The following is a 25360-nucleotide window of genomic DNA, read 5'->3' on the forward strand; positions in this document are numbered from 1 at the left end:
CATGTGATCCCCCTAGATCGGTTCCTGCGCGCATTCTAGCCGGGGTGTAGGGGCGGCGCCCCTACGGTGGCGCTCATCCAGCAGACTTCCCGAAGTGCCGCTCCCGGAACTCGCCTAGGTCTACGACAACGACCTTTACCATCTGACGCCGACCCGCGATTGCCGTACCGGCCTCGGCCTTGCGTCTGGAGGCATAACCGGCCAGCCTGAGTTCCATCTTGTCGCGCCATGCAAGGCCGACAAGGCGTTCGGGGGTCATCCGGTCGCCGTCAGGGCTGACCAGGTAGTTGCCGCGGACGCTCCAGCCTGCGAAGGGGCCGCTTAGGTACTGAGACATGCATCAATGCTCGCTTTGTCCTTGGAACCACGGAGAGGCAAGAACGATGCCAGCACCAGCTTGATCAGGCCGCCGTAGTACCTCACGACCCCGGCGGCAACTTTACATAATATACATTATGCGCAATGCTGTAATGGCCCGGCTGGCCCGGTTCGTTGGCTCCGGCTGGCGCTGGCTCAAGCTCTGGATCGGCTCTTGCTTCCCCTCTCGGACACCCAGCAAGGACGAGATTGCAGCATGACCGAGATGGATACGCACGACCGCATCAACCTAACCGGCCCTTGGGCCGGTTTTGGCTTTCAGGCCGGTCACATGTTCACACCTGAGGGCTACAGCCTTGAGCCTGTCGATATGACCTGGTGGTCGCTCACCTGCAATATCGCCCGGGAATGGCGGTTGATGATGGAGGAAGCCCGGCCGCGGCCGACGCGATCGCTGACCGCTGGAAAGCCCTGCGCCACAATGGATTCCAGCGTCGTATACCTGCGCGAGTACGTCAGAACTCGCAGAGAACGGCGGCTGGGCATGGGTGATCCCGGTCCCGCCGCCGAGGTGTCAAATGTGGTCCACATGTCCCTAGGGCCACGACGCCCCAAGCGCGGATAAGGCGTTGACCGTAGGGGCTTAGCCCATACACCCCAATCACTGCTCGCGGCACCGCCGCCAATTCCCCTGAGCGTCCCGCAGCTGCTCCCAGCCATTCGGCAGGCGCCGCATTGCGGTGCCACTGATGCACGCCGCACCAAGCGCCTTGGCACCAGCGCTCCCCATCGACGGCAGCGAGATTACGTCCGCCGATGGAACAGGAAGCCCCTGTCGTTTCGCCATGCCTTGAACATGGGCGCGCTCAATGTCGTTGCAAAGCAGACGGTACCGGGGATCAGCGTGCTGATCGCACTTCAGAGGCGTTGCGCCGGGGTTGTATCGCTGTTTGGCCTTTTGCACGTAGCTGGGGGCGGGTTGAGGCCCTGAAGCCGTTTTGATCCCCTGCCCCGCGACGGCTGACGAGATGGCCATGAGTGCTACGGCAACAACTCTTCGAATGTCCATGTGCATCCCGCTCCGTGTGAGCGGAAATTGTAACCGGGCCGCCCAGCATGGCCCGTCGCGGAATTAGCTGCCGCCGTATCGATTCTGTGGCGACTCGGGCAACGTTGCCATGGGCCGGGTGCCGACAGAAATTATCGTGTCGCGGGTGCTGGCGGCGGTCGTCGGCTGTGTCTCGCTCGCGCTCGTCACAGGCGACGCCGCCGCCCTGATGCGAGCGGTCGCGCCGCCCAGTTCATCGGCATGGGTGAAGCGCGCATCGAACTCGACGAACGTGCCGGCGAGATTGCTCTCTATCACCCAGCGGCCCATCTTGGCGCTGTTAGGAGCAATGTCGCCGAAGTCGATCAGCAGCGAGTTGATGGACCGGCGCGTCCTGCACATAGCTGCCGACCAGCACGAAGTTGATGGCCAGGACCTGCTGGTTGTCGATAATCTGAGGAAGTAATCGAGCGTCAGCGCGGGCATCGGCTTGACCAGGATGGAATCCGGGTTCAGCACCATTTCCTGCGTCTCGTTGCCGTAGCGGTAACGCAGCGTGGCACCGACCAGGTAGCGCTGCCGGCAGCGAGTTGGTGATGCGCATCTCCGCATCGAAGGCCTGGCGCTCAAGCGTCAGCTCCTGCTTGATCTCGATCTTGACACGCGCGCAGACGGATTCCTGGGCGTGGGCGACATCTGCCACCCCACACACCAGAAGAACCGCAGTCATGCAGGACAGCAGCAGCGAAGTGCATTGCCTAATCATCTATTCCTCCGACTCATCCCTGAGCACTGGTCAGTCGAATCGATCAAAAACCGTGAATGTGCCTGTCACTCAAGCTTCGGAACGAGAGGCATCACCAGTGATGAACTCCGCTGTATTCACGTCTCCCAACATGAGGGCGACTCCATTTCTTGACAGTGCGACCGCTGCCGGCGTCGCGAGCAGCGACGGGTAAAACTGAGATTCACCTGCCAATGGATTACGAACGGTCGCTCCCCTGATCAATGGCTTCTTGAACCGATTGAGAAGCTTCCGCCACATGGCCAACTGCTCGGGGTAGTTGCCATGAAGATCGAGCACCCCGACCAGCGTGTCCTTCAGTCGATCGCCATCGACTTCAGGGACGTTGAAACTTAGAGGAGCACAACGCTCGTTGAGTGCTTCCAGGTCATCACCGATGCTTGCTGTTGCCCCCCGCGGAAGTGCAATCACACTTGAGTACTGCGCAACTGTGCTCGAGGAAAGTTCCTGCCATTCGATCTTTGCCTGCACTTCATGGCGCGCGAATCCCAGCAAATCACCACGTTCACCATCTCGCATGGCCAGAAGCAGCCCAACGAGGTCATCAACGGTGGCATGCAGTTGAATGCTGATGCGCGGCATTAGTTGTACCCCTTGAAGGTTGTCGGAACGTTGCCCTTGTTCGTCAGATCGTTCATCGCCTGCAAGAGATAGCATCTTCAAGATCATCGTCAGCTTCACGATCTATGAAGAAGTGCAGACTGAACGCGTCCGGACCCGTCATGAAGGCATAGACCGCTACCAGTGAAGGAAACACTTCACCGATCAGCGCACGGCTCACACTGAGAGATATCTCTACCCGGAAACTACTCGTCATGGATAAGGCCTGGAGGGTACGATGTGGGTGCTGTCCTTTGCATATCGTCCGAAGCCGCTTGCACTAGGCCAGAACAAGAATTGCGCGAACCCGTGCGTCGATGACCAACGAATGGAGAACGATTTCAGATGAAGAATTGGCTGATCGGCGTAGTAGTCACCATGGCATGGACCAGCCCCTGCGCTGCTCAAATCGCCCCTGAGTTGCTCGGCGGCGCGGATCCGGGCAAGCCGATGTTCAGCGAATCCTTCTACAAGGGGGTTGAGGGCAATTGGGTGCTGGTACGCGAACCCGTCAACACCGGTTACCACTGCTCGGTTAATTTCATCACGCCAGATTCCACCTTTTCGCTTCGTGGCCCCGCCGACGCTGGAATGGCGCGAAAAGGTCATGGCGGCGTTTGGTTCGTCAGCGAGGCGATCCCTCCGGTGACAAAGACCGAGATCGTTCCCATCACGTTGTCATCTACCAACCACCCCACGCAGAACGTCCAGGCCGCCCATGTGAGCATGCCGGGCCAGAGCACTGGGGCGCTGTTGCTCACCATCGACGTGCGGAAATCGGTGAAGGAAAAGCCGGACAGTAATGAGCTCGCTATCCAGTTTCAGGGGAAAGAGGTGTTCCGCTCAAAGGTTGTCCAGCTGCAGCTGGCGTATCGCCAGCTTTCGGCTTGCATGAGCGCGGCTCAAAAATAGGCCATGATTTCAGCCGTTTGGTACGTTCAAGATGTCGGCGCAGGCGTCACGTATCTTTCTTGTGTCGCCACTTGCTTCACTGAAGACATTCACATCGGCAACCCTCAGCATCCCGGCGCCGTCCGGGATCAGCACATAGCGGACGTTGCAGCTTTTATAACCGCCGCCGCCATACGTCGCGCCGGTCGCGAGGTTCTGCCACATGACGCGATTGTCAAAGGACTGCCCATAAGACAGCGTCCGCGCAATCCCGGCCTGACGGACAGTTGGGTTGCCGTTCGCCGCGACGACCTCTTGCTCGGTCTTGCCCGTCCAGACCTGGATCAGGATCGATTCACTGCGCGATAAACGCCTTGTTCCCCGGTATTCAGCGGCGGCCTGAGTAAAATCCAGATCGGCCTTCATCGTCGCCAGACTGCCCTGCACCCTCCCCTGCGCTTCGGTTACTTGTTGCTGCATTTGCGCCAATTTTGCCTTGTGCGCTGCCGATTCTGCCGGCGTCAGCTTGCGGCCGTTGTTGATCGCAGGCTTCGGTACATCGGACCACAGCTTTTCCCAGGTAAAGTCGGCAAGCGAACTCATCGACAGTCCGTCCGGGACCAGTTCCAGTCCATTCAAACCAAGGGCTGCCAGTTTCGGTCGCAATGCTTCGGCCTTAACCACACGATTGACCGAGGCAGTTTCTTTGGCGCCGATAATGCTGTCACTGTTGCAGGCTACATTCCATGCCTGTCGCATCGTATGGCTGCTCGTACTTTGCCAATCGGTGGGCTGGAGATCAATGATCGCCGGATCCTGTTTCATGGACTTTGTGCCGCTGGCCACCCGGAATTCCACCGAATTCGGCGTGTCCAACATGCCGGTTGAATCAGCCTTGTGCTTGGGCGCGCCATTGCCGCGTTTGCTCGGCTTGGGGCATTTGAACTGGAGTTGATATTCCAACCATAGCGGTTGGTCGATCGCTTCATAGACCATTGTCAGATCAATCTGACGGATCCGGTTTGGGCCAGGATTCGTGACATCATCGACCGGCGTGTGGTCGGTCGCCGCGTCATTGGCGTACACATTGACACGCTTTCCGGCTGCACCCTGCATATCGATCAGAAACTCGCTGGCCCCGACTTGCGCCGCGATAGCCATGATGCCCGCGCCGATTACGAGTTTTGTGATTTGCCGTGTCATGAGCGCTTCCTTGTCCGTTTTACCAACTCGCGCTCTACCGCGCACGTACGCTACGCAAGCTTTGGAGCTTCTGCCGGAACCAGGCGCTTCCTGGTCGATCGTGCTGCAGCGATGCTAAGCATCGGCAATGGCTCTGGCAACCCCCGGCCCCCTCCAGCGCCTGCGACGCGACCAGGGTTTCGCCGATGGATTCTGTTGCCTTGGCTGCCATGCCGGCAGGAAGTCCGCCGGGTAGTTCGATGGCGTTGCGGTAGCTGGATGCCAGCATCAGCCCAAATCCGGTGATGCCCAAGTCCGTACCCAAGTCGTAGCGGGTGGCTTCCAGTGCCTTGGCCGCCCCGGCTTTCTCTTCAGGTGCACTGTCCATGATCGCAATGTGCGACGCAGTCAGGCCGATGCTCAATGAGGTGCCCCAAGCACTGCATCCAGGTGAAGTACGCACCCAGCGCCTTGCCGTCGACCTCCCTCTTGGCGGAAAAGTTAAACTCTGCTCTACCTACAAGGAGCTCAGTCAATATGTCATGGCAGACCCCGCCACCGCTCACTGAAGTACAGCAGGCAATCTCCCTGTTCTTCGACGAGCTTCGCTTGAATCCTGGCCAGGTACCGTCTTCCGTATCGATCAAGGCATTCAGTGGGCGCAGCCAGGCTGAAACCTTGGAGCACCATCTGCGCTGGCTGTGGGATGATCTGGAAGACTGGGTGGCCGAACTGCCCGACCCCAGCTTTGAAGGCCCGTGGTTGAGTCATATCACCTCGCTTGGCGACGCCCCGGAGCTGGCGCTGGCCTGGCGGATCCAGGCGGACGACAGCAACCGGATCGTTGAACATGATTGGGTGACCGTCAACGTGCAGTACGACGGCGAGGCGACCGACAGCACAGCCCGCTTCGACATGACCAAGGTCGATGGTCGCTACGTGCTCGCGCTTGACTCCATTCGCGTCATCTAATGGGATCAGCGGCTGAGCATGGAGAGCCATGAACTCATTGGCAGCTGAAGCGCTCCCAATGGGTTCCATCGAAGCGCAGGATCGCGTCATCGCCAACAGTCCACATTGCTCCCGCGGTGGCGGATGCGCTGTAGTAGGCCAGATGTCCTTCCAAGGGCACGATCACCCTTTCCACCGTGCCGCCCGACAACGCCAACAACGCCCGCTGCGCGCACAGGTAGAGCGTGTCCTGGAACAGGCAGGCATGTTCGATGCTGAGATGCGCCAATGCCGGCACAGTGAGCGTACGCCAGCCGTCCACGCGATTGCCGCGGAACACCGTGCCCGCATCCCCGGCCAGCACCACGCTGCCATCGGGCATGCAGTGCACCACACGAATGGTCCACACGGAAGGTGATGCTAGCGCCTGCCACTCCCGGCCATCCCAATGCCAAAGTGCACCGCCCTCGCCTGCGGCATATATGTTGTCCGCCCCAAAGCCATCCATCGCGTTGAAACCACAGGTGACCTGGTCCACCAATGGCGCGTGGCAACCATCATCCATCCGAACCCATCCGTCGGCGCCGCGATGGTGTACTTGTTGCTGCGTGCCGCACGCATACAACTCCCCTGCGATCTGCTGCAGGTGCAACACGTATGCATTGGGCAAGGTCAGCGTTTCATCGTGCGGTGCTTGGCCGGTCGGGTTGAACCGCAGCAGTCCACGCCTGCCCAGCATGGCGAAGGCGAAAGGCTGCTCGTCCGTGGCTGGCAGCAACGTCGTGCCGTACGTGATGTCGGGCAGATCGTAGACAAAGTAGAACGTGCCATCGCGTAGCAGCATCACTCGGGTGATGCTGGGGTCGTGGCCCTCCAGGTACAGGTGGCCCAAGAGCAGCGCGACGTTGGGCGCGCCGGATATCACATGGGTGAAATAGAGGTCCGTGTCCTTCCGACCTTCGGTGCTGCGTTCTTCATTGCTCATGCTGAAGGATAATATGCCGCGCTCGCCCCTGACAGGCCCGTCATCCCGGCCGACCCCAGCGGAAACATCCATTCGCCAACTTTGGACTCAGCGCTCGGTCCGCTGAAGATTGCGCCACGCTGCCGCGGGGGCGGACGGTCGAACCGGCCTGCCCTCATCCATCCCCACAGCCTGCCCCCGGGCCGGCAAGCCAGGAAGGCTCACTGAGTAGTCAGCGGCATTGCTGTGCGACGTCGATGCCGTCACGATGCTTCATGACGAAGGCCTCGAACCCCGACGGCTCCACATGGACCGGGCCGGATTTGGCAGGCTTCCCTTCGGGCACGAAGGTCGTAACCATCTGGCTCTCAAGGTGTGCAATGCCTGGCGCGCGTTGGTCGGCATGTCCAAAAACATGAAGGGTGAGAAGGTCATATCCGTTCTCGACCAGCATCAAGGGAACGCCCTTGCATCGTAGTTCGAACGCCTGAGACAGTTCATGCCCTGGGTTGATAACAATTCCCTTGGCGGCATTCTCTTGAGCGAACGTGATCGCACTGGCTCGGATCACCTTGAAATCCTCCGGCGACACTGCCCGGAAGGTCTTGAGCTCAGACTCCAGCACAGTGGGATACGTGATCCAGACGATGCCTGCCGCAACCACCAAGCCCAGGAATGTGAGGAAGGACGTTGCCTTCTTCATTGGGGAGCCTTCACGTTGCCGACTTGAGCCTTGGCGGTTGCCACCATGCAGAACCCCGCTTCCCAATTGCCATCCATGGTTGCCATCCTCCTGAAGTCAGCACCTTGAAGGAATGCTAGCAGCACCCCCTCGTGACAAGGGGCAGGAGCGGTGTCGAAAGCACCCTGACCGCTGCCCTCCCCCACACCCCACTCAGCTCCTCCGCATGAGAATCATCTTCTCCTGCGACATATCCCGCATCGTGTAAGGAATACCCCCAGTGCCATAACCGGACTCCCTGCGCCCTGCAAACGGCATCCAGTCGGTGCGGAACGCGGTGGGGTCGTTGATCATCACCGCCGAGGCATCCAGCCGGTTGGCGGCACGCATCGCGATGTCGATGTCCTGCGCGAAGACGCTTGCCTGGAATGCGGTAGGCAAAGAGTTCGCCCGCGCGATAGCCTCATCAAGCTCGCCATAGCGATACACCGCCACCACCGGGCCAAACACCTCCTGCGTGGTCACTCGCGCGTCGCTGGCGGGATCGAGCAGTACGGTAGGCTGCAACGTCGTTTCGGAAAGGCGTTTGCCGCCGGTTGCACACTGCGCCCCACCCTTCACTGCCTCCTCGATCCACTCAGCCACCCGGTCCGCCTCGCGGGGCTGGATTAGCGGCCCCACCTCGGTATCTTTCAGTGTGGGGTCACCGGTACGCAGCTTTTCTACGCGCGCGATCAGCGCCTGGGTGAAGTCGTCGGCGATGGCGTTGTGCACGAAGATGCGCTGGGTGGATACGCAGACCTGGCCGGCGTGGTAATAGCCGCCCTTGACGATGGGTTCAATAATCTTGGCCAGATCCGCGCTTCGATCCACGATGGCCGGCGCGACGCCACCATGCTCCAGCGCCGAGCGCGCCCCGTGTGCCAGCTTGGCGTGCAGCGACCAGCCGACGCGGGCCGAGCCGATGAAACTGAGGAACGCAACGCGCGGGTCGGTGACAAGCGCCTCGGCCAGTTCGTTGCCGTCCGGCAGGAAGCTTTGGCACCACGCCTCCGGCAGGCCTGCCTCGTGGACCATCGCCGCGAATTCCAGGCAGGACAACGGCGTGGTGGAGGCCGGCTTGATGATGACCGGGCAGCCCACCGCGATGGCCGGCGCCACCTGGTGGACGATCAGGTTCAACGGGTGATTGAACGCCGAGATCGCCGCGACGACGCCGATCGGCTCGCGGGTAGTGAACGCCCAACGGTTCTCGGCCGCGGCTGAGAGACCCATCGGAATTTCCCGGCCGGCAAAGTTGCGCAGCTCATCGGCAGCATTGTGGACGCCATCGATGGCACGGGTGGTCTCGACGATGGCGTCGGGCAGTGGCTTGCCTCCCTCGCGCGCGATCTGCATGGCCAGGTGGTCACGTTTGGCCTCCATCAGCGCAGCCAGCTTGCGCAGGATCGCGATGCGCTGGTGCGGCTGCAGCCAGCCGTCGCGGTTCTTGAACGCCCGCTGCGCGGCGCTGAGTTTGCGTTCCAGTGCTGCCGCATCGTCGTACGGGACGTCGGCGATGGGCGCGCGGTCGAAGGCTTGTACGACGGTCAACATCGGGAATTCCTTGTATTGGGCGTCAACGCGACTGCTTACGCGCAGCCCACGTCGGGCGTGCGGTTGCGCAGTTCGTCGACCAGGACGCGGGTGTTCTCGGAGTAGTCGATGGGCACATCCAGCAGGTGGACGCCACCGCCCGCGAGGGCGGCCTCGATCGTGGGCACCAGCTGCTCCACCGCCGTGATCCGGCTGCCTTTCGCGCCGTAGGCTTCGGCGTAGCGCACGAAATCGGGGTTGCCAAAGCGCATGCCGAAATCCTCGAAGCCGTCCACCGCCTGCTTCCACCGGATCATGCCGTAGGCGCTGTCGTTGAGGACGATGACCACCAGGTTCAGGCCCAGCCTGACGGCGGTCTCCATCTCCTGCGAATTCATCATGAAGCCACCATCGCCGCACACGGCCAGCACGCGGCGCTGCGGAAACAGCATCGACGCCATCATGGCTGACGGCAGGCCGGCGCCCATCGTGGCCAGCGCGTTGTCGAGCAGCAACGTGTTGGCCACATGCGTGCGGTAGTTGCGGGCAAACCAGATCTTGTACATGCCGTTGTCGAGGCAGACGATGCCGTCTTCGGGCATCGCCTGCCGCACGTCATGGACCAGGCGCTGGGGCGTGACCGGGAAGCGGTCTTCCTCGGCACGGTCATTGAGGCGGGACAGGATTTTTTGACGCAGCTCACTGGCGCCCGCATCTTCGACCACCCTGCCCTCCAGCCGTTCGGCCAGCGCGGTGGCACTGGCGCCGATGTCGCCGATCACCTCGATATCGGGGTGGTAGACCTGTTCGACCGTGGCGGACTGGAAGCCGACGTGGATGACCTTCGGACCGCCGTTGTCTTTCATCAGGAACGGCGGCTTTTCGATCGTGTCATGGCCGATGGCAATGATCAGGTCGGCGCGTGCGACGGCCTCGTGCACGTAGTCGCCCTCGGAGAGGGCGGCCGTGCCCATGTACAGGTTGGAGCCCCCGGTAACGGCGCCCTTGCCCATCTGCGTATTGAAGAACGGCAGGCGCGTGCGCGCGACGAATGAGGAGAGCGCCTCGGTCAGCGAGGGACGGCTGCAGGCCGCGCCGATCATCACCAGGGGGCGCTTGGCGGCCAGGATCGCAGCGGCGGCCCGGTCGAGCGCGGCGGCAGTAGCAACAGGGCGATCCAGGGCGTGCACCGGAATCACCGGCACCTCGTCCACTTCTTCCCCGGCGATATCCTCCGGCAGCTCCAGATGCACCGGCCCCGGTCGCTCCTCCATGGCGACGCGGAAGGCATCGCGCACCATCGCCGGAATCGCCGCAGGGCTGACGATCTGGCGGGTCATTTTCGTGAGCGGTTTCATCGAGGCCACGATGTCCACGATCTGGAAGCGCGCCTGCCGGGCGCTCATCACTGCCTTCTGGCCGGTGATCAGGATCATCGGCCATGCCCCGAGGTGCGCGTAGGCCGCGCCGGTGGAGAAGTTCAGTGCGCCCGGACCGAGAGTGGCCAGGCAGACCCCGGGCCTGCCCGTGAGGCGGCCGTGGGTGGCGGCCATGAAGGCGGCGGCCTGTTCGTGACGGGTGAGGACCAGCTCGATGCTGGAATTTCGCAGGGATTCCAGGAAATCGAGGTTTTCCTCACCTGGAACGCCGAAGATGCGGTCTACGCCCTCATTTTCGAGTGCGGCGACCAGTAAGTCTGAGCCCTTGGGCATTGCTTCGATCCTTGCGGTGATGAACTGCAGAGAGTTCTGTGCCATGGGGAAAAGCGGGGTGTGGGACGACTATACGCCCGGTACTGTGCACGCCCGTCGAAGAGACGGCATCACGCGATAGGACGGTGCGGTCCATGAGCCGGCACGAAGGTTGCGTCCTCGCCCCCCCCGGGGTCCTCACGCGCCCGCAGTGCCCTCAGCAGCGCTGGCTGACGGTATGGAACCGCTGCTGCTGCGCGTCGAAGAACAGGTAGGCCTGGCCGATATCGTGGCCCAGCCCGCGGATGTCCAGTTGCCCGACGAACACCATCGGCACGTCGTCGGCCAACGGCCATTCCGGCTCCTGCAGCCACTTGGGCGGCGCTTTCAGGTAGCGGAAGTCACGCGTGATCGCCCCCTTCAACGCCGTCTTGAGGGCCTTCGGATCCAGCGCATCGTGATCGGCCATGAAGCGGGCGATGTACGCCGGGGGCAGTGACAGCCATTTCGGCTGGGCGTTGAGCGCCAGAGTGAAGCGGCGCTCGTGGGTGTCGTCCACGGCATGCGCAATGCCCTGGCTGTCGAGCCGTTCGGACAGCAGGGTCTGCACGTTGTAGATGCACGCCAGGCTCTCGTAGTCCTGGCTGATCAGGTGCAGATACAGATCGGGCTCTGCCACGTAGGCCGGGAGGTCTCGCTCGCCCTCAAGCAGCGCCTGCAGCGCCGCGTCGGAGTGGAGGCACTGCTCGAACGCGCGCGGTGCGAGCCGGCCTTCGACGAACTGCTTGATGATGTCCACGCCACTCATGCGGTGTTGCCTCCGTGCCGCAGATGCGCCGCGCCGTGCGCCGCCCCTGCCCTGCTGATGGCCGGCCATCGTGGCATCGGCGGCGTCGGCTTCGCAATGCCATGCATGCGGGGTGCGCCTGTCGCGCCCGAACCGATCGCCGCCGGGGCGGGGCCAATGCCACGCCGTGGCCCGCTCCTGTGGCCCTCTTCCCGGTGCCTGATATAGTCCAGCAGGTACGGCGGGCACCCTGCCCGTCCACGAACGACACGGAGTTGGCCATGGGTCTGGTACAGGCGGTGAAGGGTGCAGTTGGCGGCGTTCTGGCGGACCAGTGGAAGGATTTCTTCACCGTGCCCGCCGGCCTGCCGTCCACGGCGGCGCTGTTCGCGGCGGTCCCGCGCGGCACCAATGCCGGGCGCGGGTCCAACACCAGCGCCTCGTCCAACATCATCAGCAACGGGTCGAAGATCGTCGTCCCCGAAGGCTACGGCCTGCTGCTGTTCCAGGACGGGGCCATCACCGGCTTCGTTGCCGAGCCGGGTGGCTACGAATGGCGCTCCGATGACCTGAATTCGCAGTCGATCTTCGCCGGCGACGGCGTGGTCACCCCGCTGATCAAGCAGAGCTGGGACCGCTTCAAGTTCGGCGGCCAGCCCGGCGCGCAGCAGGCGGCGTACTTCGTCTCGCTCAAGGAGCTGCCCGACAACCGCTTCGGCACCCAGTCCGAGATCTACTGGGACGACGGTTTCCTGGGCACGCAGGTGGGTGCGGTCACGCGCGGCTCGTACACGCTGAAGATCGTCGATCCCATCCTGTTCGTGAAGAACTTCGTGCCGGCCAGCTACCTGCAGCCGGGCCAGGTGTTCGACTTCACCGACCTGGACAACGCCGCGGCCAGCCAGCTGTTCAACGAAGTGGTGGGCTCCCTGGCGCCGGCCTTCAGCCTGTATACCAACGATCCGGGCAAGGGCAACCGCATCACCAAGCTGCAGCAGGACTCGCTGGGCTTCGCCAAGAGCCTGTCCGACGCCGTTGAGCAGGCCTACCAGTGGAAGTCCGACCGCGGCCTGGCCATCGTCAAGACCGCCATCGTCTCCATCGAGTACGACGCCAACACCCGCGAACTGCTCAAGACCGTGCAGCGCGCCGACGCGCTGGCCGGTGCGCGGGGCAATTCCAACCTGCAGGCCAGCGTTGCCCAGGGCATCCAGTCGGCCGGTGAGAACGGCGGCGCGGCAGGCCTGGTGGGCGTGGGCATGGCCTCGGGCATGTTCGGTGCCGGTAGCCTGCAGCAACCGGTCGCTCCGGCCGCACCGGCTGCCGATGACCCGGTGGCCAAGCTGAAAAAGGCCAAGGAAATGCTGGATCTGGGGCTGATCACCCAGGACGACTATGACGCCTTGAAGGCCAAGGCGCTGGGCCTGTAACAGGCAAGGCGCCCAACGACCATGTCCGATTCCCGCACTCCGCCGCCCCTGCCGTCGGCGCCGCCACCACTGCCTGCGCAGCCGGTGACCGGCCCCGGTTCGCCGCAGGAGGTGCCGCCCCTGCCCGGCAGCTTCCCGGTCGACCCGGCCACACTGCCACAGCCCATCCGCGACGAGATCGAGGCCCCGGATCCGGTGGCCCTGGATACTCGTGCAGCCGAGCTCAAGGACGGCCTCAACCGCTGCCCCAAATGCGGCAGCACCGACGTCCGGCTCAAGCTCGGCACCGACGTGCTGGTCTGCCAGTTCTGCCGCAACGAATGGCATGGCACCCGCGCCGAAGAGGCCTTCGGGCTGGGCGATGGCCTTGACCAGTTGCGTGGCACCGTCATCGCGTCCGGCGCACGGGACATCCAGGCCGATACCGCCAGCCTGATGAGTTTCAAATGCACCGGCTGCGGCGCCGAGGTCACGATCAATACCGAAAGCACGATGACGGCGCGCTGCCACTGGTGCCGTCACGTATTCGGGGTCAATGAGCAGGTCGCCAACGGCGCCGTGCCCGATGCGGTGCTGCCGTTCCGCATCTCCAAGGACGATGCGGTAGCGCGCATCCGCCAGTTCGTGGACAAGCGCCGGCTGTTTGCATTGAAGGCGTTCAAGGACCAGTTCACGCCTGAGAACGTGGTCGGCGTCTACCTGCCCTACATGATCGTGGACAGCAATGTCAGCGCGAGCGTCGCCGGCAAGGGGGAAATCAAGACGCGCGAGTACACCCGCGGCACTGGCGACAAGAAGCAGACCTACTACGATGCCGACGTGTACCAGGTGGAGCGGCATGTCGACTTCACCGTGGACGACCTGACGCTCGAATCCTCGGCCGAGCGTGGCAACCTGGATGCTCGGGCCAACACCAACAACATCATCAATACCATCCTGCCGTTCGACACCAAGAATGCGCTGAAGTGGAACGCCTCGTTCCTGACCGGCTTTACCTCGGAAAAGCGCAACCTCGACGTCGAGAAGCTGCGGCCGCGGCTTGAAGACCAGCTGTTGTCGATCGCCCGCGCCGAGGTCGAAGATTCCGTGCGCCGTTACACCCGCGGCGTCCGTTGGGAGCAGGAGCGCCTGGAGGTGCACGGCACGCGCTGGGTATCGATGTACCTGCCGGTGTGGCTGTACTCGTACCACCAGCCCGGAAAGAACGGCGGCATGCTGCATTACATCGCGGTCAATGGCCGCACCGGCGAAACCATGGGCAGCGTGCCGGTGCAACAGTGGAAAATGCTGCTGGCCGCGTTGACCACCGGCACTATTATCGAAGCCCTCGTGCTTCTCTTCCTGGTAGCGTCCTCATGAGCGATGACAGTGGACTGTGGTTGCTGGCCGCCGGCCCCGCCGGTGCGTCGGCGTTGTACTGGGCGCTGTACCGGTACTACCGGAACACCGACAAGTCGCACGCGTTCGAGCGTGAAACCACCATCGAGGCCAAGCCGGTGACCGGCTCGGACCGCAAGATCGACACCATCACCGGCACCCAGAGCACCAGCATCTCCGGCAACAACGTCGGGGCGTACCGGTCACGGGTACAGCGCGATACGGGCTGAGCCGGCCACGCCGAAGCGCCGCCATTCCCCATGGATATGTGCGGCGCTTCTCATAACCGAAGATTGATCCCTGCACCGGGCGGCCATTTCCCAGCGCCCGGTGCGCGCGGCGTGCTACTACTGCCCCGCCATCCCGCGCCGGGGGCGGGGTTTTTGACCGTTGACGCGTGCTGGCACGGGGCCTGGAGGCCCCGTCGGGCATGGCTGGGTGTCGTGGCGTGCCCGCGCAGTGATTCGTAACCCATGCGGTTCCATCGATCACCAGGGAGTACCACCATGCGCTACACACGCCGTGATTTCCTTGCCACCGCCGCCAGTGCCTCGGTCGCCTCCTGGGCATCGAGTACTGCATTCGCCGGGGGCGCCACCGGCACCGACGCGACTGCCGCTGCTACCTTCCATCGTTACAACGTCAACACGCCGCAAGGCCAGCGCATGCTGGCCAGCTACGCGCGCGGCATCCAGAAGATGCTGGCGCTGCCGGCCGATCACCCGCACAACTGGTTCCGCAACGCCTTCGTGCACCTGATGGACTGCCCGCACGGCAACTGGTGGTTCTACGTCTGGCATCGTGGCTACGTGGGCTACTTCGAGCAGACCATCCGCATGCTCAGTGGCGATCCACAGTTCGCCATGCCGTACTGGGACTGGACGTCGCAGCCCGAGATTCCGGCCGCCATGTTCGACGGCGTGCTCTCTCCCACCGACCCGGCCTACGCGCCATACACCGGCAACCTGGCACGGTTCACAAGCTTCATCCAGCCGGCGTTGCAACAGTACTGGAACAGCCTCGACACCCAACAACGCCAGCAACTGGCCGCGCGTGGCTATGCGGACTTCGGCGCCTTGTGGAACGATGTCACCGGCTACAACGCCGACGCGAAGACCGGCATCTCCGGCAATGCGGGCTATGCCATCACCTGTGGGGCGCGCTACCTGTGGCGCCAGAATGCCCGCCTCGATGCCAAGACCGCCGCCGCGGTATCGCCCGACACCATCCACGCCGGCTTGTCGCCGGTGGAGTTCTACAACAGCGACGTCAGCCGCAGCTTCACCAGTTCGCGTACGGCTTCGCACGTGGACTCACCGGACAAGAACACCCAGTTCTCGGTACTGGAGGGCTTCCCGCACAACAAGGTGCACAACTGCATCGGAGGCGTCGGTGCGATCGATCCGGGCCCCTACGGCAACATGACCAACTTCCTGTCGCCGCTGGACCCGATCTTCTACCTGCACCACGCCAACATGGACCGGCTGTGGGATGTGTGGACCCGCAAGCAGTTGGCGCAGGGGCTGCAGATCATGCCGCCGCCGGGGCAAGCCCGCGACGCCTTCATGACCGAGCCGTTCCGTTTCTTTGTGCAGGCCGATGGCAGGTTCGCCGGGACCAAGCGTGCCGCGGACTTCTTCAGCACCCAGGCCTTCGACTATGACTACGTGGGCGAAGCGGCTGGCGCGCTGCAGAGTGCGGCGCTGGCGGTGAAGGCCGCCGGACCGGCCACGCTGGTGCGCGGCAAGCGCCGCGGTGCCGCCGTATCCGTGTCGCTGCCGGGTACGGCCCGAGGCCAGTTGGGTGCCACGGCAGCGCCCGCGCTGATTGCCGAAGTCACCGTGGAGCGGCCGCACGGCCTGCACAACACGCGCGAGTTCGACGTGCTGGTGAATGCACCGGCAGGGGTCGAGACGGTGGATGCGAACAGCCCCTACTACGTGGGCACGGTGTCCTTCTTCGGTCCGCCGATGACCGGTATGGACCATTCGCACCCCACCACGTTCGCCGTGCCGCTGCCACAACGGCTCAACCTGCTCAAGGCTGGCGCGGCCGACGCCAGTGGCAGTACGGCGCTTGAGTTCCGGCTGGTGGCATCCTCCGGACAGGCCGCCGAAGCGTTCCCGGTCCTGGACGCGGCGGTGCTGGTGGTGCCCTGAGGGAGGCGCCAAGGGCCGTAGTACGTCACGCAGGCAGGGCCGCCGCGCGGTCCTGTCTGTGCTCCCTGGTGACGTGCGTCAGGCCGATTCGGCGTCGTAGGTTGGGCCATCCCAGCCGTCCAGGAATTTGGGCAGGGCGTCGATGACGTCGACAATGCGGTCACGGTAGAACAGATGCATCGTGGGCGCGAAGGACTCGGTCAGTGCGCCACCCAGGGCGCGGGCCACCAGCGCATTGGGCACCACGCGCATCTCCAGTCGATTGGTGCCGAACAGCACGTCCCCACAGCCGCTGCAGAAGGTTTTTGAGAGCTGCTTGTGCGGATGCGGGAACACCGTTGTCGCGCCCTCCTCCACCTCGACCGCGTCTGCGTTCCAGGCCGTGGCCGAGAGCATGGCCGTGGCGTAGAAATCCCGGCAGGTACTGCAGTGGCAGATGGCGCGCGCAACCGGCGCGCCGTTCAGGGTAAGGGTGGTGCGTCCACACAGACAGTTGGCGCGAAGCATCATGCGTGTCTCAGCGTTCAGTAGGCCGGCATGTTACCGGCAATGGCGGCCCGCCAGCGCAGCATTGCCTTGCACGCGGGAGTACTGCGGATTCAGTCCAGGCTGGCTATGCTTGTGTTCTCCGTCCACGAGCACCCGCCATGCGCACGTTGTATCCCACCATCGAACCTTACCGCGAGCATCGTCTGGCGGTGGATGCCGTGCACACGCTGCATGTCGAGGAATGTGGCGCAGCGGACCGCATTCCCGTGGTGTTCCTGCACGGCGGCCCCGGCGCGGGCGTGTCACCCACGCACCGTCGTTTTTTTGATCCCGCGCGCTATCGCATCGTACTGATCGACCAGCGCGGCAGCGGTCGCTCCACTCCGTTCGGCGAATTGCGTGACAACACCACCGCGCACCTGGTGGCCGACATCGAGACCGTGCGCGAGCACCTGGGCATCGAGCGCTGGCTGGTCTTCGGCGGCTCGTGGGGATCCACGCTGGCGCTGGCCTACGCGCAGGCACACCCGGAGCGCGCCACCGGGCTGATCGTGCGCGGCGTCTACCTGGGCCGTGCCGAAGAGAACCGCTGGTTCAACGAGGCCGACGGCGGCGCCCGCTGGATTTTCCCCGAACGGTGGGCGCGCTATGAAGCGCACATTCCCGAGGCCGAACGCGGCGAACTGATCGCCGCTTACTGGCAGCGCCTCGACAGTCCCGACCAGGACGTGGCCATCGCCGCGGCGCAGGCATGGCTTGGCTGGGAAGACCATGCGGCCACGCTGGTGCATGACGTGGAAGCGCGCTCGCACGCCGATCCCTTGGCGACGCTGGCCAAGGCGCGCATCGAAGCCCATTACTTCCGCCACCATGCGTTCCTGGAGCACGGGCAGCTTTTGCAGGGCGTCGATCGCATCCGCCACCTGCCGGGGGTGATCGTGCAGGGCCGCTACGACATCATCTGCCCCGCGCGCAGCGCCTGGGATCTCGCGTCTGCCTGGCCGGAGGCGCAGCTGGAGATGGTGTTGTCGGGCCATGGCGCAACCGAACCGGCCACCGCTGACGCGCTGGTACGGGCCACCGACGCCTTCGCCGACCGCATCGCCGGTCCTGTCCGCGCCTGAAGCGGTCGGATGCAGTAGCAACACCCAGGCATCGCGCGACGCGGCATTGCGCTGCATCGCCGGTCCATGGCACGGCGTTAACGGGCTGCGGTGCACGCTCGCAACCACGTTGAGCGAAGCAGGACCCCATATGCACCCCACCCTTCGAACCGTTCTGGCCGGCGCTGCCGTGGTGGCGTTGGCCACGGCCTGCACCGCGTCCGATGCCGATGCGGCACGCCAGGCGCCGGCGCCCTCGGCACTGTCGACAGCCACGCCACCGGACACGGTCGCGTCGGCGGCAAACCGCGCCGCACCACCCGCGCAGGCAGCGGATGCCTTCGCCGAATCTGCGCCGGGCATCGCGGTCCGACCGGTGGCGGGCACCACCGTGCTCCGGGACTTCAAGCGCAGCTACCTGGCGATGGATGCGTGGACGCTGTACCCCGCCGAAGGCAGCACCGGCCGGCCGCTCGCGGCGCTGGTGCTGGATGGCTCCAACGAGATCACATCGGCAGAAATGCGGATCGGGCGCAGCGACAGCGCCGCAGACGTGAAGACGTGCACCACGCCCCCGCCCGATGCGGCAGGCAGGGCGGATACGGCGGATGTGGACGGTGTGCGTACCACCCACTTCAGCAGCAGCGACGCGGCGATGAGTCACTACCTGTCGGCCGACAGCTATCGCGTCGTCCAGGGCGGCGCCTGTTATGCCATCGACCTGATCATCGCCGGCACCCGCCCGGAGGTGTACGACCCACCGCGCACGCCACCGTTTGCCGCGCAGCAGGCCAAGGCGGCGCTGGCGTCCATGCTCGCTGCGGTGCACTGGACGCACTAGCGGCGTAGCTGCGGGCCCGTTGATGTCGCCACCACGCAGCAAGGCTCACCATCCAAGGCGACGGCGCGCGCCACCGGCGCCCCTTTGATGAGGTCTCTGCATGCACGACTGGGCAACACTGCCGCGATCGTTCTACCAACGCCACCCCACCGAAGTGGCACCGGCGCTGCTCAACAAGCTGCTGGTGCGCGACGATGGCCGTGCGGGCCGCATCGTCGAGGTGGAGGCCTACGCCGGCAGCGAAGACCCGGCGGCGCATTCGTTCCGCGGCCAGACGCCGCGTACCGCCACCATGTTCGGTGAAGCCGGTCACCTGTATGTGTACTTCAGTTATGGCATGCATTGGGGATCGAACGCGGTCTGCGGCGAGATGGGTCAAGGCTGGGGGGTTTTGCTGAGGGCGCTGGAGCCGGTGCACGGGCTGGCACTGATACGTGAGGCGCGCCCGGCCATTCGCCACGACCGCGATCTGGCCAGTGGACCGGGCCGGTTGTCGCAGGCGATGGGCATTACCAAGGCGCTGGACGGCGCGGACCTGGTGCGCAACGACCGCGGCGTGCGGATTGTGTCCGATGCGATGGCACCGCCCACCGAACCGGGAGTGGGCCCGCGTATCGGCATCAGCAAGGCGGTGGATTTCCCGTGGCGCTGGCACGTGCCCGGGCATGCGCACGTGTCAGGCCGGTCCGCGCGGCGCTGATCCTACCCTGGCCTGCACTGGTATCCTGTTCGGCTGCCTGGCACCGGTTGACGCGCGCGTCGTGATCGCGCGCCGTCACCCGGTGTTGCACCACGAAAAGGATGTCCCGATGAAATCCCTCCCCACCCTGCTGCTGGGCGCTGCCTTGCTGTGCGGCGCCGCGCCGCTGCTTGCCGCCGAGCACGTCTACTACGTCGGCCTGGACATCCGCCTGGCCGGTCAGGACCGTGGCACATTCGGGCAGCGCAGCCTCAGCAGTCTGGCGATCGACACCGCGGCCGATGGAAGTGCCCGCCTGCGCACCCGCGTGCTGTGGACCGAACAGCGCGCCCCCGGCGACAGACAGACGGTGCTGGATCTGGATCCGGAGGTGGGCGACGAGCGCGCGATGCTGGCACTGCTGGACGGCGGCTTCGAGCTGACCGTGGCCGCTGACGGCACCAGCACGGGCATGCGCGCCGTCGACCAGGAGGCCTGGCGCGACACCGTGACCCTGCAGCCGCAGGCCGCACGCCTGATCAACGCCGAGCAGCAATTGGGCGGTCTGCAGCCGTTGGCGCTGCCGGCCCAGCTGGACATTGGCCAGCGCATCACCCGTCGCGCCCAGACCCGGGACTTCGGCGAACTGACCTCGCAGATGCAGGTGCAGTCGCTGACCCCGGCCGAAGTAGTGGTCAGCGTGGAGCTGGCCGGTACCGACGTGCAGGGCCATGGCCGGCAGGTGCTGCAGCGTGCCGACGGCATGCCGATCGAAGCGCGGATGCACCTGACGCTGGCACCCCGCGACGACCTGCCTGCCACCGAGCAGCGGATGTACCTGGCGCGGATGGACCTGGACCCGCTGCAGCGCCTGGACACCGGGAGCATCGTGGAGACGTACCCGGCGATGATCCAGGCGCAGCTCGACGCACCGCCGTTCTCGGCGCTGTCGTCCAATGCCGACGACTACCCGCCGGCGCCGCCGGAGGAGCGCGTGCCCGGGCTGTTGGACATGGCGGCACTGAAGCAGACCGAAGCCAGCCTGATGTTCTCGGTGAACCGCAACTACCGCGACGGCCGCCCGTTGATCCGCATTGCCGGTCGCGTCGGCACCGGCGCCCCCACCCGCGACGCCCCGGCCGCGCCCGCCATCGCCGCGGCCACCCCGCGTGCCGTGCACTTCTTCGATGCCAGGGGCAAGCGCCTGTCGAACCTCGCCGCGCAGCCGGTGCTGGACCCGTGGGTGTTGGCGGGCGACTTCCATGCCGACGAAAAGGACATCGCGTTCCCGTTCCGCCTGCCGCTGAACACGCGCGGCAGCCAGGTGGACGCCATCCGCCGCATCCGCCTGGATGTCGATGTGGACACCTACCTTGGCACCGAGGTGGAAACACTGGCCCCGGGCACCCTCTCGCGGCGCTACCCGAACGCGCAGGTGCAGTGGACCTCGCCCACCCGGGTGACCGTGCAGCAGCCGCTGCCCTGGCGCGAACGTAGCGAGGGCTACTGGACCACCGCCGTACCGCTGGATGCGCAGGGCCGTGAGATGCCGGCGGCAATGGTCGATGTGCAAGGCGCGCTGGCACTGGCCGACGCGCACCCGGGCGACCCGGCGCAGTCGCCGCTGCACTGGGAACGCATGCGCCAGCCCCACCGACTGGAGATCGCCACGGCGGCGCCGATCGCCGCCCTGCGGCTGCGCCACCAGCGCTGGCAGCGCCAGCCGCGGCAATGGACCTTCCGCTACCTTGCCCCGGACGCTGCTGCTGCGGGCACGGCGGAGAGGGGCGCCGACTAGCCCGGCGGCCTCGTTCAGACAGGCCGGTTGTCTTTCCGGTGTAAAATTCAGCGTTTTAACCGGAACAATGGCGAAAACGCAGCACCGCCCGCCCCTGCCCGGCCCCGCGTTCATCCGTCTGTTGGCCGGATTGGCCGACGGCCAGGCAACGCCGACCAGCCCGGACCTGTCCGACCGCCTGAGCCAGTGGGTCGACTGGAACCGTGCGGTGGCGCTGTCGCGGGCGCTGGACGGCCGGGTGCCGCCCCCGCCTGCCGAGGCGGTCGCGTTCGATGCCGCGGAAGAAGTCGAATGCGCGCGGGTGCGCTCGGTACTGCAAGCCGCCATTGTTCAGCAACCTGACCCGCCAAAGCCGGGTGCTCGCGACGATGCGGCGGCGATCCGCCAGCGCGTCATTGCCCTGCAGCGCTCGATGCAGGCCAACACCGGGCGGCTGCGTGGGCGCCTGCGCGACATGCTCAGCCTGGCCGGCCCCGAACTGGGGCGGCTGGCCGAGGTGGATGCGGTGATGGAGCAAACGTTGAGCCCGCGCGAGCAGGCCTTGCTGGCCACGGTGCCGACGCTGCTCGCCCAGCACTTCGAGCGGCTGCGCAACGCGGCGCTGCCACCGCCCGTCGAAGGCGAGGCCGCCGACGCCGAGGCGGTGCCGGCCGACGACGGCTGGCGGCAGCGGTTCAACCACGCGATGCAGAGCGTGTTGCTGGCCGAACTGGATGTTCGTTTTCACCCCATCGAAGGCCTGCTTGCAGCGCTTCGCCCCCGATAACTGGGACGTCATGTTCAGAACTAGTCTTTATCTCGTCGTTTTCCTTGCAGGTCTGTTTGCCGCGTGCTGGATCGGCGTGGGGTACCTGGGGTCGAACCCCGTAGGGTTCGCAGTCGCCCTCGTGATCGCGGCCTGCTACACCGCTGGTGGCCTCGAGCTGTTCCGCTACCGCCAGGCCACTGCGGGACTGGGCCAGGCCTTGGCCGATGTGTCGGCGGCCGAGCAGGATCTGGGCGCCTGGTTGCAGCGCGTGCCGGCCAGCCTGCGCAATGCGGTGCGCCTGCGCGTGGATGGCGAGCGCGTTGCCCTGCCCGCCCCGGTGCTGACGCCCTACCTGGTGGGGCTGCTGGTGCTGCTGGGCATGCTCGGCACCCTGCTGGGCATGATGGCCACGCTGCGCGGCACCGGGCTGGCGCTGGAAAGCGCCACCGACCTGCAGGCCATCCGCGGCTCGCTCGGTGCGCCGGTGGAAGGCCTGGCCGTGGCCTTTGGCACCTCCATCGCCGGCGTGGCGACGTCGGCGATGCTCGGGCTGCTGTCGGCGCTGTGCCGCCGCGAGCGCCTGCAGACCGTGCAGGTGCTTGATGCACGCGTGGCCACCGACCTGCACCCGCATTCCCAGGCATGGCAGCGCAGCGAGGCGTTCCGCCTTGCGCAGGCGCAGGCCGCGCTGATGCCGGCGCTGGTCGACCGCCTGCAGGCGATGACCGCTGCGATCGAGCAGCAGAGCCTGCAGGCCAACCAGCAGTTGCTGTCCAGCCAGGAGAGCTTCTATGCCAAGGCCGACGCCGAACACGCCCGGTTGGCGAGTGCGGTCGAGCTGGCGCTGAAAGACAGCATCGCCGCCAGCGCTCGCGCCGTGGGCGAGGCGCTGCAGCCGATCATGGACAGCACCCTGCGCGGCATCGCCGCTGAAACGACCGCCCTGCAGCGCGATGTCGGGCAGGCCGTGCAGCGCCAGCTGGACGGTCTCAACGCCGGCTTCGAGGCCAGCCGCGCGGCCAGCGCGGACAGCTGGAACAGCGCGATCGCCGCCCAGCAGCAGACCAACCTGGCGCTCACCACCGACCTGCGTGCAGCGCTGGAGCACCTCACCGCGCAGCACGACCAACGCGCGCTCGGCCTGGTGGATGCGCTGTCGTCGCGCTTGGCGGCCAACGTGGACCACTGGGCCACCGCGCAGGAGGCGCAGCAGCAGACCCATCAGGCGCTCACCGCCGACCTGCGCCAGACCCTGCAGCAGTTCAGCGCCAGCCACGACCAGCACGCCCTGCGCCTGCTGGATGGGGTCGCACAGCGCCTGGATACCAGCGCCGGCAACTGGACCACCGCGCAGGCTGCACAGCAGCGCAGCAACGAAACACTGGTGGTGGAACTGCGCGACGCACTGGCGCGCTTCACCGACCAGCATCAGCAGCAGGCCGGCAGCCTGGCCGACGCCCTGGCCAGCCGCCTGGACGCCACCGCCGAGCGGTGGAACAGCAGCCAGCAGAGCCAGCAGCAGGCCCATGCCGCGCTGATCGGCGGGCTGGACAGCACGCTGCAGGGCTTCACCCAGACCCACGACGCGCGGGCCGGCGCCCTGCTTGAGGCACTGTCCGATCGTCTAGATGCCAGCACCCGCAACCACGCCGACGCATGGCGCGATGCCTTGGCGCAGCAGGCTGCCACCCACGCCAGCAGCGCCGCGCGCAACGAGCAGGCACTGACCGCCGTGGCCGGTAGTTTCGATACGCACGCCCGCACGCTCGCCGACACGATGCAGCAGGCGCACGCCACCTTGCAGGACGCCTTGGAAGCGCGCGATGGGCAGCGCCTGGCCGCGTGGAGCGATGCGTTCGGCACACTGTCCACCTCGCTGGCCCAGCAATGGGCGCAGACCGGCGAACAGGTCGCGCGCCGCCAGCAGGACATCTGCGAGACGCTGTCGCGGACCGCGCAGGAGATCACCACCCAGACCCAGGCCCACGCCAGCGACACCATCGCCGAGATCTCGCGGCTGGTGCAGGTCGCCTCGGAAGCGCCGAAGGCCGCCGCTGACGTGGTGGCCGAGCTGCGCCAGAAGCTGTCTGACAGCATGGTCCGCGACACCGCCATGCTGGAAGAACGCAGCCGCCTGCTGGCCACGCTGGAAACGCTGCTGGATGCGGTCAACCATGCCTCCACCGAACAGCGCACCGCCGTTGACGCACTGGTGACCACCTCGGCCGACCTGCTTGACCGGGTGGGCACGCGCTTCACCGACCACCTCGCCACCGAAACCGGCAAGCTGGGCGACGTTGCCGCGCAGGTCACCGGCAGCGCGGTGGAAGTGGCGGCACTGGCCGACGCGTTCGGCGGCGCCATGCAGGTGTTCGGCAGCGCCAGCAGCGGGCTGGGCGAGCGCCTCGAGCAGATCAGTGGCGCGCTGGACGCGTCGCTGGCGCGCAGCGATGAACAGCTGGCCTATTACGTGGCCCAGGCGCGCGAGGTCATCGACCTGAGCGTGCTGTCGCAGAAGCAGATCATCGAAGAACTGCAGCAGCTGGGCGCGCGCCGCAGCGCCGACCCGGCTGGGGCCGCCACCGCATGAGCGACGAGATCGAGGTCGACGGCGAATCCGGCGCACCGATCTGGGCTGCCTTCGGTGACCTGATGTCGGTGCTGCTGGGCGCCTTCGTGCTGATCCTGGTGGGCGTGGTGGCGCTGCAGCTGGAGCTGTCCAACCGGCTGGACCACGAGGTCAAGCAGCGCCAGGCCGAAGCCCAGCGTCGCAAGACGCTGGAGCAGGCGCTGGCCGTGCCGCTGGCGGCCGGTCGGGTGACGATCGTGGATGGCCGCATCGGCATCCGCGGCAGCGTGCTGTTCGCCTTGAATTCTGACCAGCTGCAGCCTGAAGGCCGCGAGCTGCTCAAGAGCCTGGCCGGCCCGTTGGCCGAATACCTGTCCTCGCGCGAAGAGATCCTGATGGTCAGCGGCTTCACCGATGATCGTCAGGTGCGCGAAGGCAACCGCCAGTTCGCCGACAATTGGGCACTCTCGGCCGAGCGCGCGCTCACCGTCACCCGCGCCCTGATTGCCGAAGGCGTGCCCGCCTCGGCGGTGTTTGCCGCCGCTTTTGGTGCCGAGCAACCGGTGGACTCCAACGCCGAAGAAGCCGGGCGCGCACGCAATCGCCGCGTTGAAATGGCGCCGATTCCGCGACCGAAAGCCACGGCCGCCGATGCCCCCTAAGGCCAAATCGA

At 65.5% G+C, this 25360-nt stretch carries 25 protein-coding genes; 14 read left to right on the forward strand and 11 right to left on the reverse strand.

Features of this window, described 5'->3' with window-relative positions:
- Positions 1-73: 73 nt before the first annotated feature.
- Positions 74-337 (reverse strand): DUF3653 domain-containing protein, encoded by a 264-nt coding sequence (locus AC1DCJ_RS06725; RefSeq protein WP_478070475.1) that lies wholly within the window; start codon positions 335-337, stop codon positions 74-76.
- Positions 338-574: 237 nt separating this feature from the next.
- On the opposite strand from AC1DCJ_RS06725, the gene AC1DCJ_RS06730 reads away from it, so the two are divergent.
- Positions 575-943 (forward strand): DUF3653 domain-containing protein, encoded by a 369-nt coding sequence (locus AC1DCJ_RS06730; RefSeq protein WP_478070476.1) that lies wholly within the window; start codon positions 575-577, stop codon positions 941-943.
- A gap of 507 nt (positions 944-1450) precedes the next feature.
- Here AC1DCJ_RS06730 and AC1DCJ_RS06735 read toward each other — a convergent pair.
- Positions 1451-1996 (reverse strand): hypothetical protein, encoded by a 546-nt coding sequence (locus tag AC1DCJ_RS06735; RefSeq protein ID WP_478070477.1) that lies wholly within the window; start codon positions 1994-1996, stop codon positions 1451-1453.
- Positions 1997-2201: 205 nt separating this feature from the next.
- Entirely contained in the window at positions 2202-2840 is a 639-nt protein-coding gene (locus AC1DCJ_RS06740) for a hypothetical protein (RefSeq protein ID WP_478070478.1), read from the reverse strand.
- A 276-nt stretch (positions 2841-3116) separates the two neighbouring features.
- Between AC1DCJ_RS06740 and AC1DCJ_RS06745 the strand changes: the two genes are divergently transcribed.
- Complete coding sequence (locus AC1DCJ_RS06745) at positions 3117-3683, forward strand: hypothetical protein (RefSeq protein WP_313422712.1); 567 nt, start codon at positions 3117-3119, stop codon at positions 3681-3683.
- A gap of 9 nt (positions 3684-3692) precedes the next feature.
- Here AC1DCJ_RS06745 and AC1DCJ_RS06750 read toward each other — a convergent pair whose 3' ends face one another.
- Positions 3693-4826 (reverse strand): hypothetical protein, encoded by a 1134-nt coding sequence (locus AC1DCJ_RS06750; protein ID WP_478070525.1) that lies wholly within the window; start codon positions 4824-4826, stop codon positions 3693-3695.
- Between the two features lie 73 nt (positions 4827-4899).
- Complete coding sequence (locus tag AC1DCJ_RS06755; RefSeq protein ID WP_478070479.1) at positions 4900-5268, reverse strand: hypothetical protein; 369 nt, start codon at positions 5266-5268, stop codon at positions 4900-4902.
- A 113-nt stretch (positions 5269-5381) separates the two neighbouring features.
- Here AC1DCJ_RS06755 and AC1DCJ_RS06760 point away from each other — a divergent pair, with 113 nt between their 5' ends.
- Positions 5382-5816 (forward strand): hypothetical protein, encoded by a 435-nt coding sequence (locus AC1DCJ_RS06760; RefSeq protein WP_478070480.1) that lies wholly within the window; start codon positions 5382-5384, stop codon positions 5814-5816.
- 34 nt (positions 5817-5850) lie between these two features.
- Here the strand turns inward: AC1DCJ_RS06760 and AC1DCJ_RS06765 are convergent, their stop codons facing one another.
- From AC1DCJ_RS06765 to AC1DCJ_RS06785, 5 genes are all read right to left on the reverse strand, one after another.
- Positions 5851-6780, reverse strand: coding sequence for a hypothetical protein (locus AC1DCJ_RS06765; RefSeq protein ID WP_478070481.1), 930 nt, complete (start codon positions 6778-6780; stop codon positions 5851-5853).
- Positions 6781-6991: 211 nt separating this feature from the next.
- On the reverse strand, positions 6992-7462 hold the full coding sequence (locus AC1DCJ_RS06770; protein ID WP_478070482.1) for a hypothetical protein: 471 nt from the start codon (positions 7460-7462) through the stop codon (positions 6992-6994).
- 192 nt (positions 7463-7654) lie between these two features.
- Positions 7655-9037: an aldehyde dehydrogenase family protein gene (locus tag AC1DCJ_RS06775; RefSeq protein WP_478070483.1), complete on the reverse strand. Its 1383-nt coding sequence runs from the start codon at positions 9035-9037 to the stop codon at positions 7655-7657.
- 35 nt (positions 9038-9072) lie between these two features.
- Complete coding sequence (locus AC1DCJ_RS06780; protein ID WP_478070484.1) at positions 9073-10728, reverse strand: acetolactate synthase large subunit; 1656 nt, start codon at positions 10726-10728, stop codon at positions 9073-9075.
- Positions 10729-10924: 196 nt separating this feature from the next.
- Positions 10925-11515 (reverse strand): hypothetical protein, encoded by a 591-nt coding sequence (locus AC1DCJ_RS06785; protein WP_478070485.1) that lies wholly within the window; start codon positions 11513-11515, stop codon positions 10925-10927.
- Positions 11516-11775: 260 nt separating this feature from the next.
- Between AC1DCJ_RS06785 and AC1DCJ_RS06790 the strand changes: the two genes are divergently transcribed.
- The 4 genes from AC1DCJ_RS06790 (at position 11776) to AC1DCJ_RS06805 (ending at position 16460) form a co-directional block, all read left to right on the forward strand.
- The gene (locus tag AC1DCJ_RS06790; RefSeq protein WP_478070486.1) at positions 11776-12924 is read left to right on the forward strand and encodes an SPFH domain-containing protein; all 1149 of its coding nucleotides are present in this window, start codon (positions 11776-11778) and stop codon (positions 12922-12924) included.
- 21 nt (positions 12925-12945) lie between these two features.
- Positions 12946-14283, forward strand: coding sequence for a TFIIB-type zinc ribbon-containing protein (locus tag AC1DCJ_RS06795; protein ID WP_478070487.1), 1338 nt, complete (start codon positions 12946-12948; stop codon positions 14281-14283).
- A complete protein-coding gene (locus AC1DCJ_RS06800; protein WP_137189530.1) occupies positions 14280-14531 on the forward strand; it encodes a hypothetical protein in 252 nt (83 codons plus the stop codon). Before AC1DCJ_RS06795 ends, AC1DCJ_RS06800 begins: the two co-directional genes overlap by 4 nt.
- 276 nt (positions 14532-14807) lie before the next feature.
- A complete protein-coding gene (locus tag AC1DCJ_RS06805) occupies positions 14808-16460 on the forward strand; it encodes a tyrosinase family protein (RefSeq protein WP_478070488.1) in 1653 nt (550 codons plus the stop codon).
- A gap of 78 nt (positions 16461-16538) precedes the next feature.
- On the opposite strand, the gene AC1DCJ_RS06810 is transcribed toward AC1DCJ_RS06805, so the two are convergent.
- Complete coding sequence (locus AC1DCJ_RS06810; RefSeq protein ID WP_478070489.1) at positions 16539-16970, reverse strand: GFA family protein; 432 nt, start codon at positions 16968-16970, stop codon at positions 16539-16541.
- A 137-nt stretch (positions 16971-17107) separates the two neighbouring features.
- On the opposite strand from AC1DCJ_RS06810, the gene pip reads away from it, so the two are divergent.
- The 7 genes from pip to AC1DCJ_RS06845 all read left to right on the forward strand — a co-directional run bounded on the left by pip (position 17108) and on the right by AC1DCJ_RS06845 (position 25349).
- Positions 17108-18073, forward strand: a complete 966-nt coding sequence (gene pip / locus AC1DCJ_RS06815) for a prolyl aminopeptidase (protein WP_478070490.1) — start codon at positions 17108-17110, stop codon at positions 18071-18073.
- 169 nt (positions 18074-18242) lie between these two features.
- Complete coding sequence (locus AC1DCJ_RS06820; protein ID WP_478070491.1) at positions 18243-18893, forward strand: hypothetical protein; 651 nt, start codon at positions 18243-18245, stop codon at positions 18891-18893.
- A gap of 100 nt (positions 18894-18993) precedes the next feature.
- Positions 18994-19593 (forward strand): DNA-3-methyladenine glycosylase, encoded by a 600-nt coding sequence (locus tag AC1DCJ_RS06825; RefSeq protein WP_478070492.1) that lies wholly within the window; start codon positions 18994-18996, stop codon positions 19591-19593.
- Positions 19594-19702: 109 nt separating this feature from the next.
- Entirely contained in the window at positions 19703-21370 is a 1668-nt protein-coding gene (locus AC1DCJ_RS06830) for a hypothetical protein (protein ID WP_478070493.1), read from the forward strand.
- Between the two features lie 67 nt (positions 21371-21437).
- Positions 21438-22136, forward strand: coding sequence for a DUF3348 domain-containing protein (locus AC1DCJ_RS06835; protein WP_478070494.1), 699 nt, complete (start codon positions 21438-21440; stop codon positions 22134-22136).
- Positions 22137-22146: 10 nt separating this feature from the next.
- Entirely contained in the window at positions 22147-24708 is a 2562-nt protein-coding gene (locus tag AC1DCJ_RS06840; protein WP_478070495.1) for a DUF802 domain-containing protein, read from the forward strand.
- Complete coding sequence (locus AC1DCJ_RS06845) at positions 24705-25349, forward strand: OmpA family protein (RefSeq protein ID WP_038688212.1); 645 nt, start codon at positions 24705-24707, stop codon at positions 25347-25349. The genes AC1DCJ_RS06840 and AC1DCJ_RS06845 overlap by 4 nt, the downstream gene beginning before the upstream one ends.
- Positions 25350-25360 lie beyond the last annotated feature (11 nt).

The sequence above is a fragment of the Stenotrophomonas sp. 10N36 genome, from assembly GCF_056395005.1.

What these genes read in the sequence shown, in the direction of transcription:
- AC1DCJ_RS06810 (WP_478070489.1), bottom strand. Translation starts at nt 16,970, where the DNA reads ATGATGCTTCGCGCCAACTGTCTGTGTGGACGCACCACCCTTACCCTG.
- AC1DCJ_RS06790 (WP_478070486.1), top strand. Translation starts at nt 11,776, where the DNA reads ATGGGTCTGGTACAGGCGGTGAAGGGTGCAGTTGGCGGCGTTCTGGCG.
- AC1DCJ_RS06825 (WP_478070492.1), top strand. Translation starts at nt 18,994, where the DNA reads ATGCACGACTGGGCAACACTGCCGCGATCGTTCTACCAACGCCACCCC.
- AC1DCJ_RS06795 (WP_478070487.1), top strand. Translation starts at nt 12,946, where the DNA reads ATGTCCGATTCCCGCACTCCGCCGCCCCTGCCGTCGGCGCCGCCACCA.
- AC1DCJ_RS06780 (WP_478070484.1), bottom strand. Translation starts at nt 10,728, where the DNA reads ATGCCCAAGGGCTCAGACTTACTGGTCGCCGCACTCGAAAATGAGGGC.
- AC1DCJ_RS06775 (WP_478070483.1), bottom strand. Translation starts at nt 9,037, where the DNA reads ATGTTGACCGTCGTACAAGCCTTCGACCGCGCGCCCATCGCCGACGTC.
- AC1DCJ_RS06725 (WP_478070475.1), bottom strand. Translation starts at nt 337, where the DNA reads ATGTCTCAGTACCTAAGCGGCCCCTTCGCAGGCTGGAGCGTCCGCGGC.
- AC1DCJ_RS06840 (WP_478070495.1), top strand. Translation starts at nt 22,147, where the DNA reads ATGTTCAGAACTAGTCTTTATCTCGTCGTTTTCCTTGCAGGTCTGTTT.
- AC1DCJ_RS06800 (WP_137189530.1), top strand. Translation starts at nt 14,280, where the DNA reads ATGAGCGATGACAGTGGACTGTGGTTGCTGGCCGCCGGCCCCGCCGGT.
- AC1DCJ_RS06745 (WP_313422712.1), top strand. Translation starts at nt 3,117, where the DNA reads ATGAAGAATTGGCTGATCGGCGTAGTAGTCACCATGGCATGGACCAGC.
- pip (WP_478070490.1), top strand. Translation starts at nt 17,108, where the DNA reads ATGCGCACGTTGTATCCCACCATCGAACCTTACCGCGAGCATCGTCTG.
- AC1DCJ_RS06830 (WP_478070493.1), top strand. Translation starts at nt 19,703, where the DNA reads ATGAAATCCCTCCCCACCCTGCTGCTGGGCGCTGCCTTGCTGTGCGGC.
- AC1DCJ_RS06835 (WP_478070494.1), top strand. Translation starts at nt 21,438, where the DNA reads ATGGCGAAAACGCAGCACCGCCCGCCCCTGCCCGGCCCCGCGTTCATC.
- AC1DCJ_RS06740 (WP_478070478.1), bottom strand. Translation starts at nt 2,840, where the DNA reads ATGATCTTGAAGATGCTATCTCTTGCAGGCGATGAACGATCTGACGAA.
- AC1DCJ_RS06730 (WP_478070476.1), top strand. Translation starts at nt 575, where the DNA reads ATGACCGAGATGGATACGCACGACCGCATCAACCTAACCGGCCCTTGG.
- AC1DCJ_RS06805 (WP_478070488.1), top strand. Translation starts at nt 14,808, where the DNA reads ATGCGCTACACACGCCGTGATTTCCTTGCCACCGCCGCCAGTGCCTCG.
- AC1DCJ_RS06770 (WP_478070482.1), bottom strand. Translation starts at nt 7,462, where the DNA reads ATGAAGAAGGCAACGTCCTTCCTCACATTCCTGGGCTTGGTGGTTGCG.
- AC1DCJ_RS06785 (WP_478070485.1), bottom strand. Translation starts at nt 11,515, where the DNA reads ATGAGTGGCGTGGACATCATCAAGCAGTTCGTCGAAGGCCGGCTCGCA.
- AC1DCJ_RS06760 (WP_478070480.1), top strand. Translation starts at nt 5,382, where the DNA reads ATGTCATGGCAGACCCCGCCACCGCTCACTGAAGTACAGCAGGCAATC.
- AC1DCJ_RS06845 (WP_038688212.1), top strand. Translation starts at nt 24,705, where the DNA reads ATGAGCGACGAGATCGAGGTCGACGGCGAATCCGGCGCACCGATCTGG.
- AC1DCJ_RS06765 (WP_478070481.1), bottom strand. Translation starts at nt 6,780, where the DNA reads ATGAGCAATGAAGAACGCAGCACCGAAGGTCGGAAGGACACGGACCTC.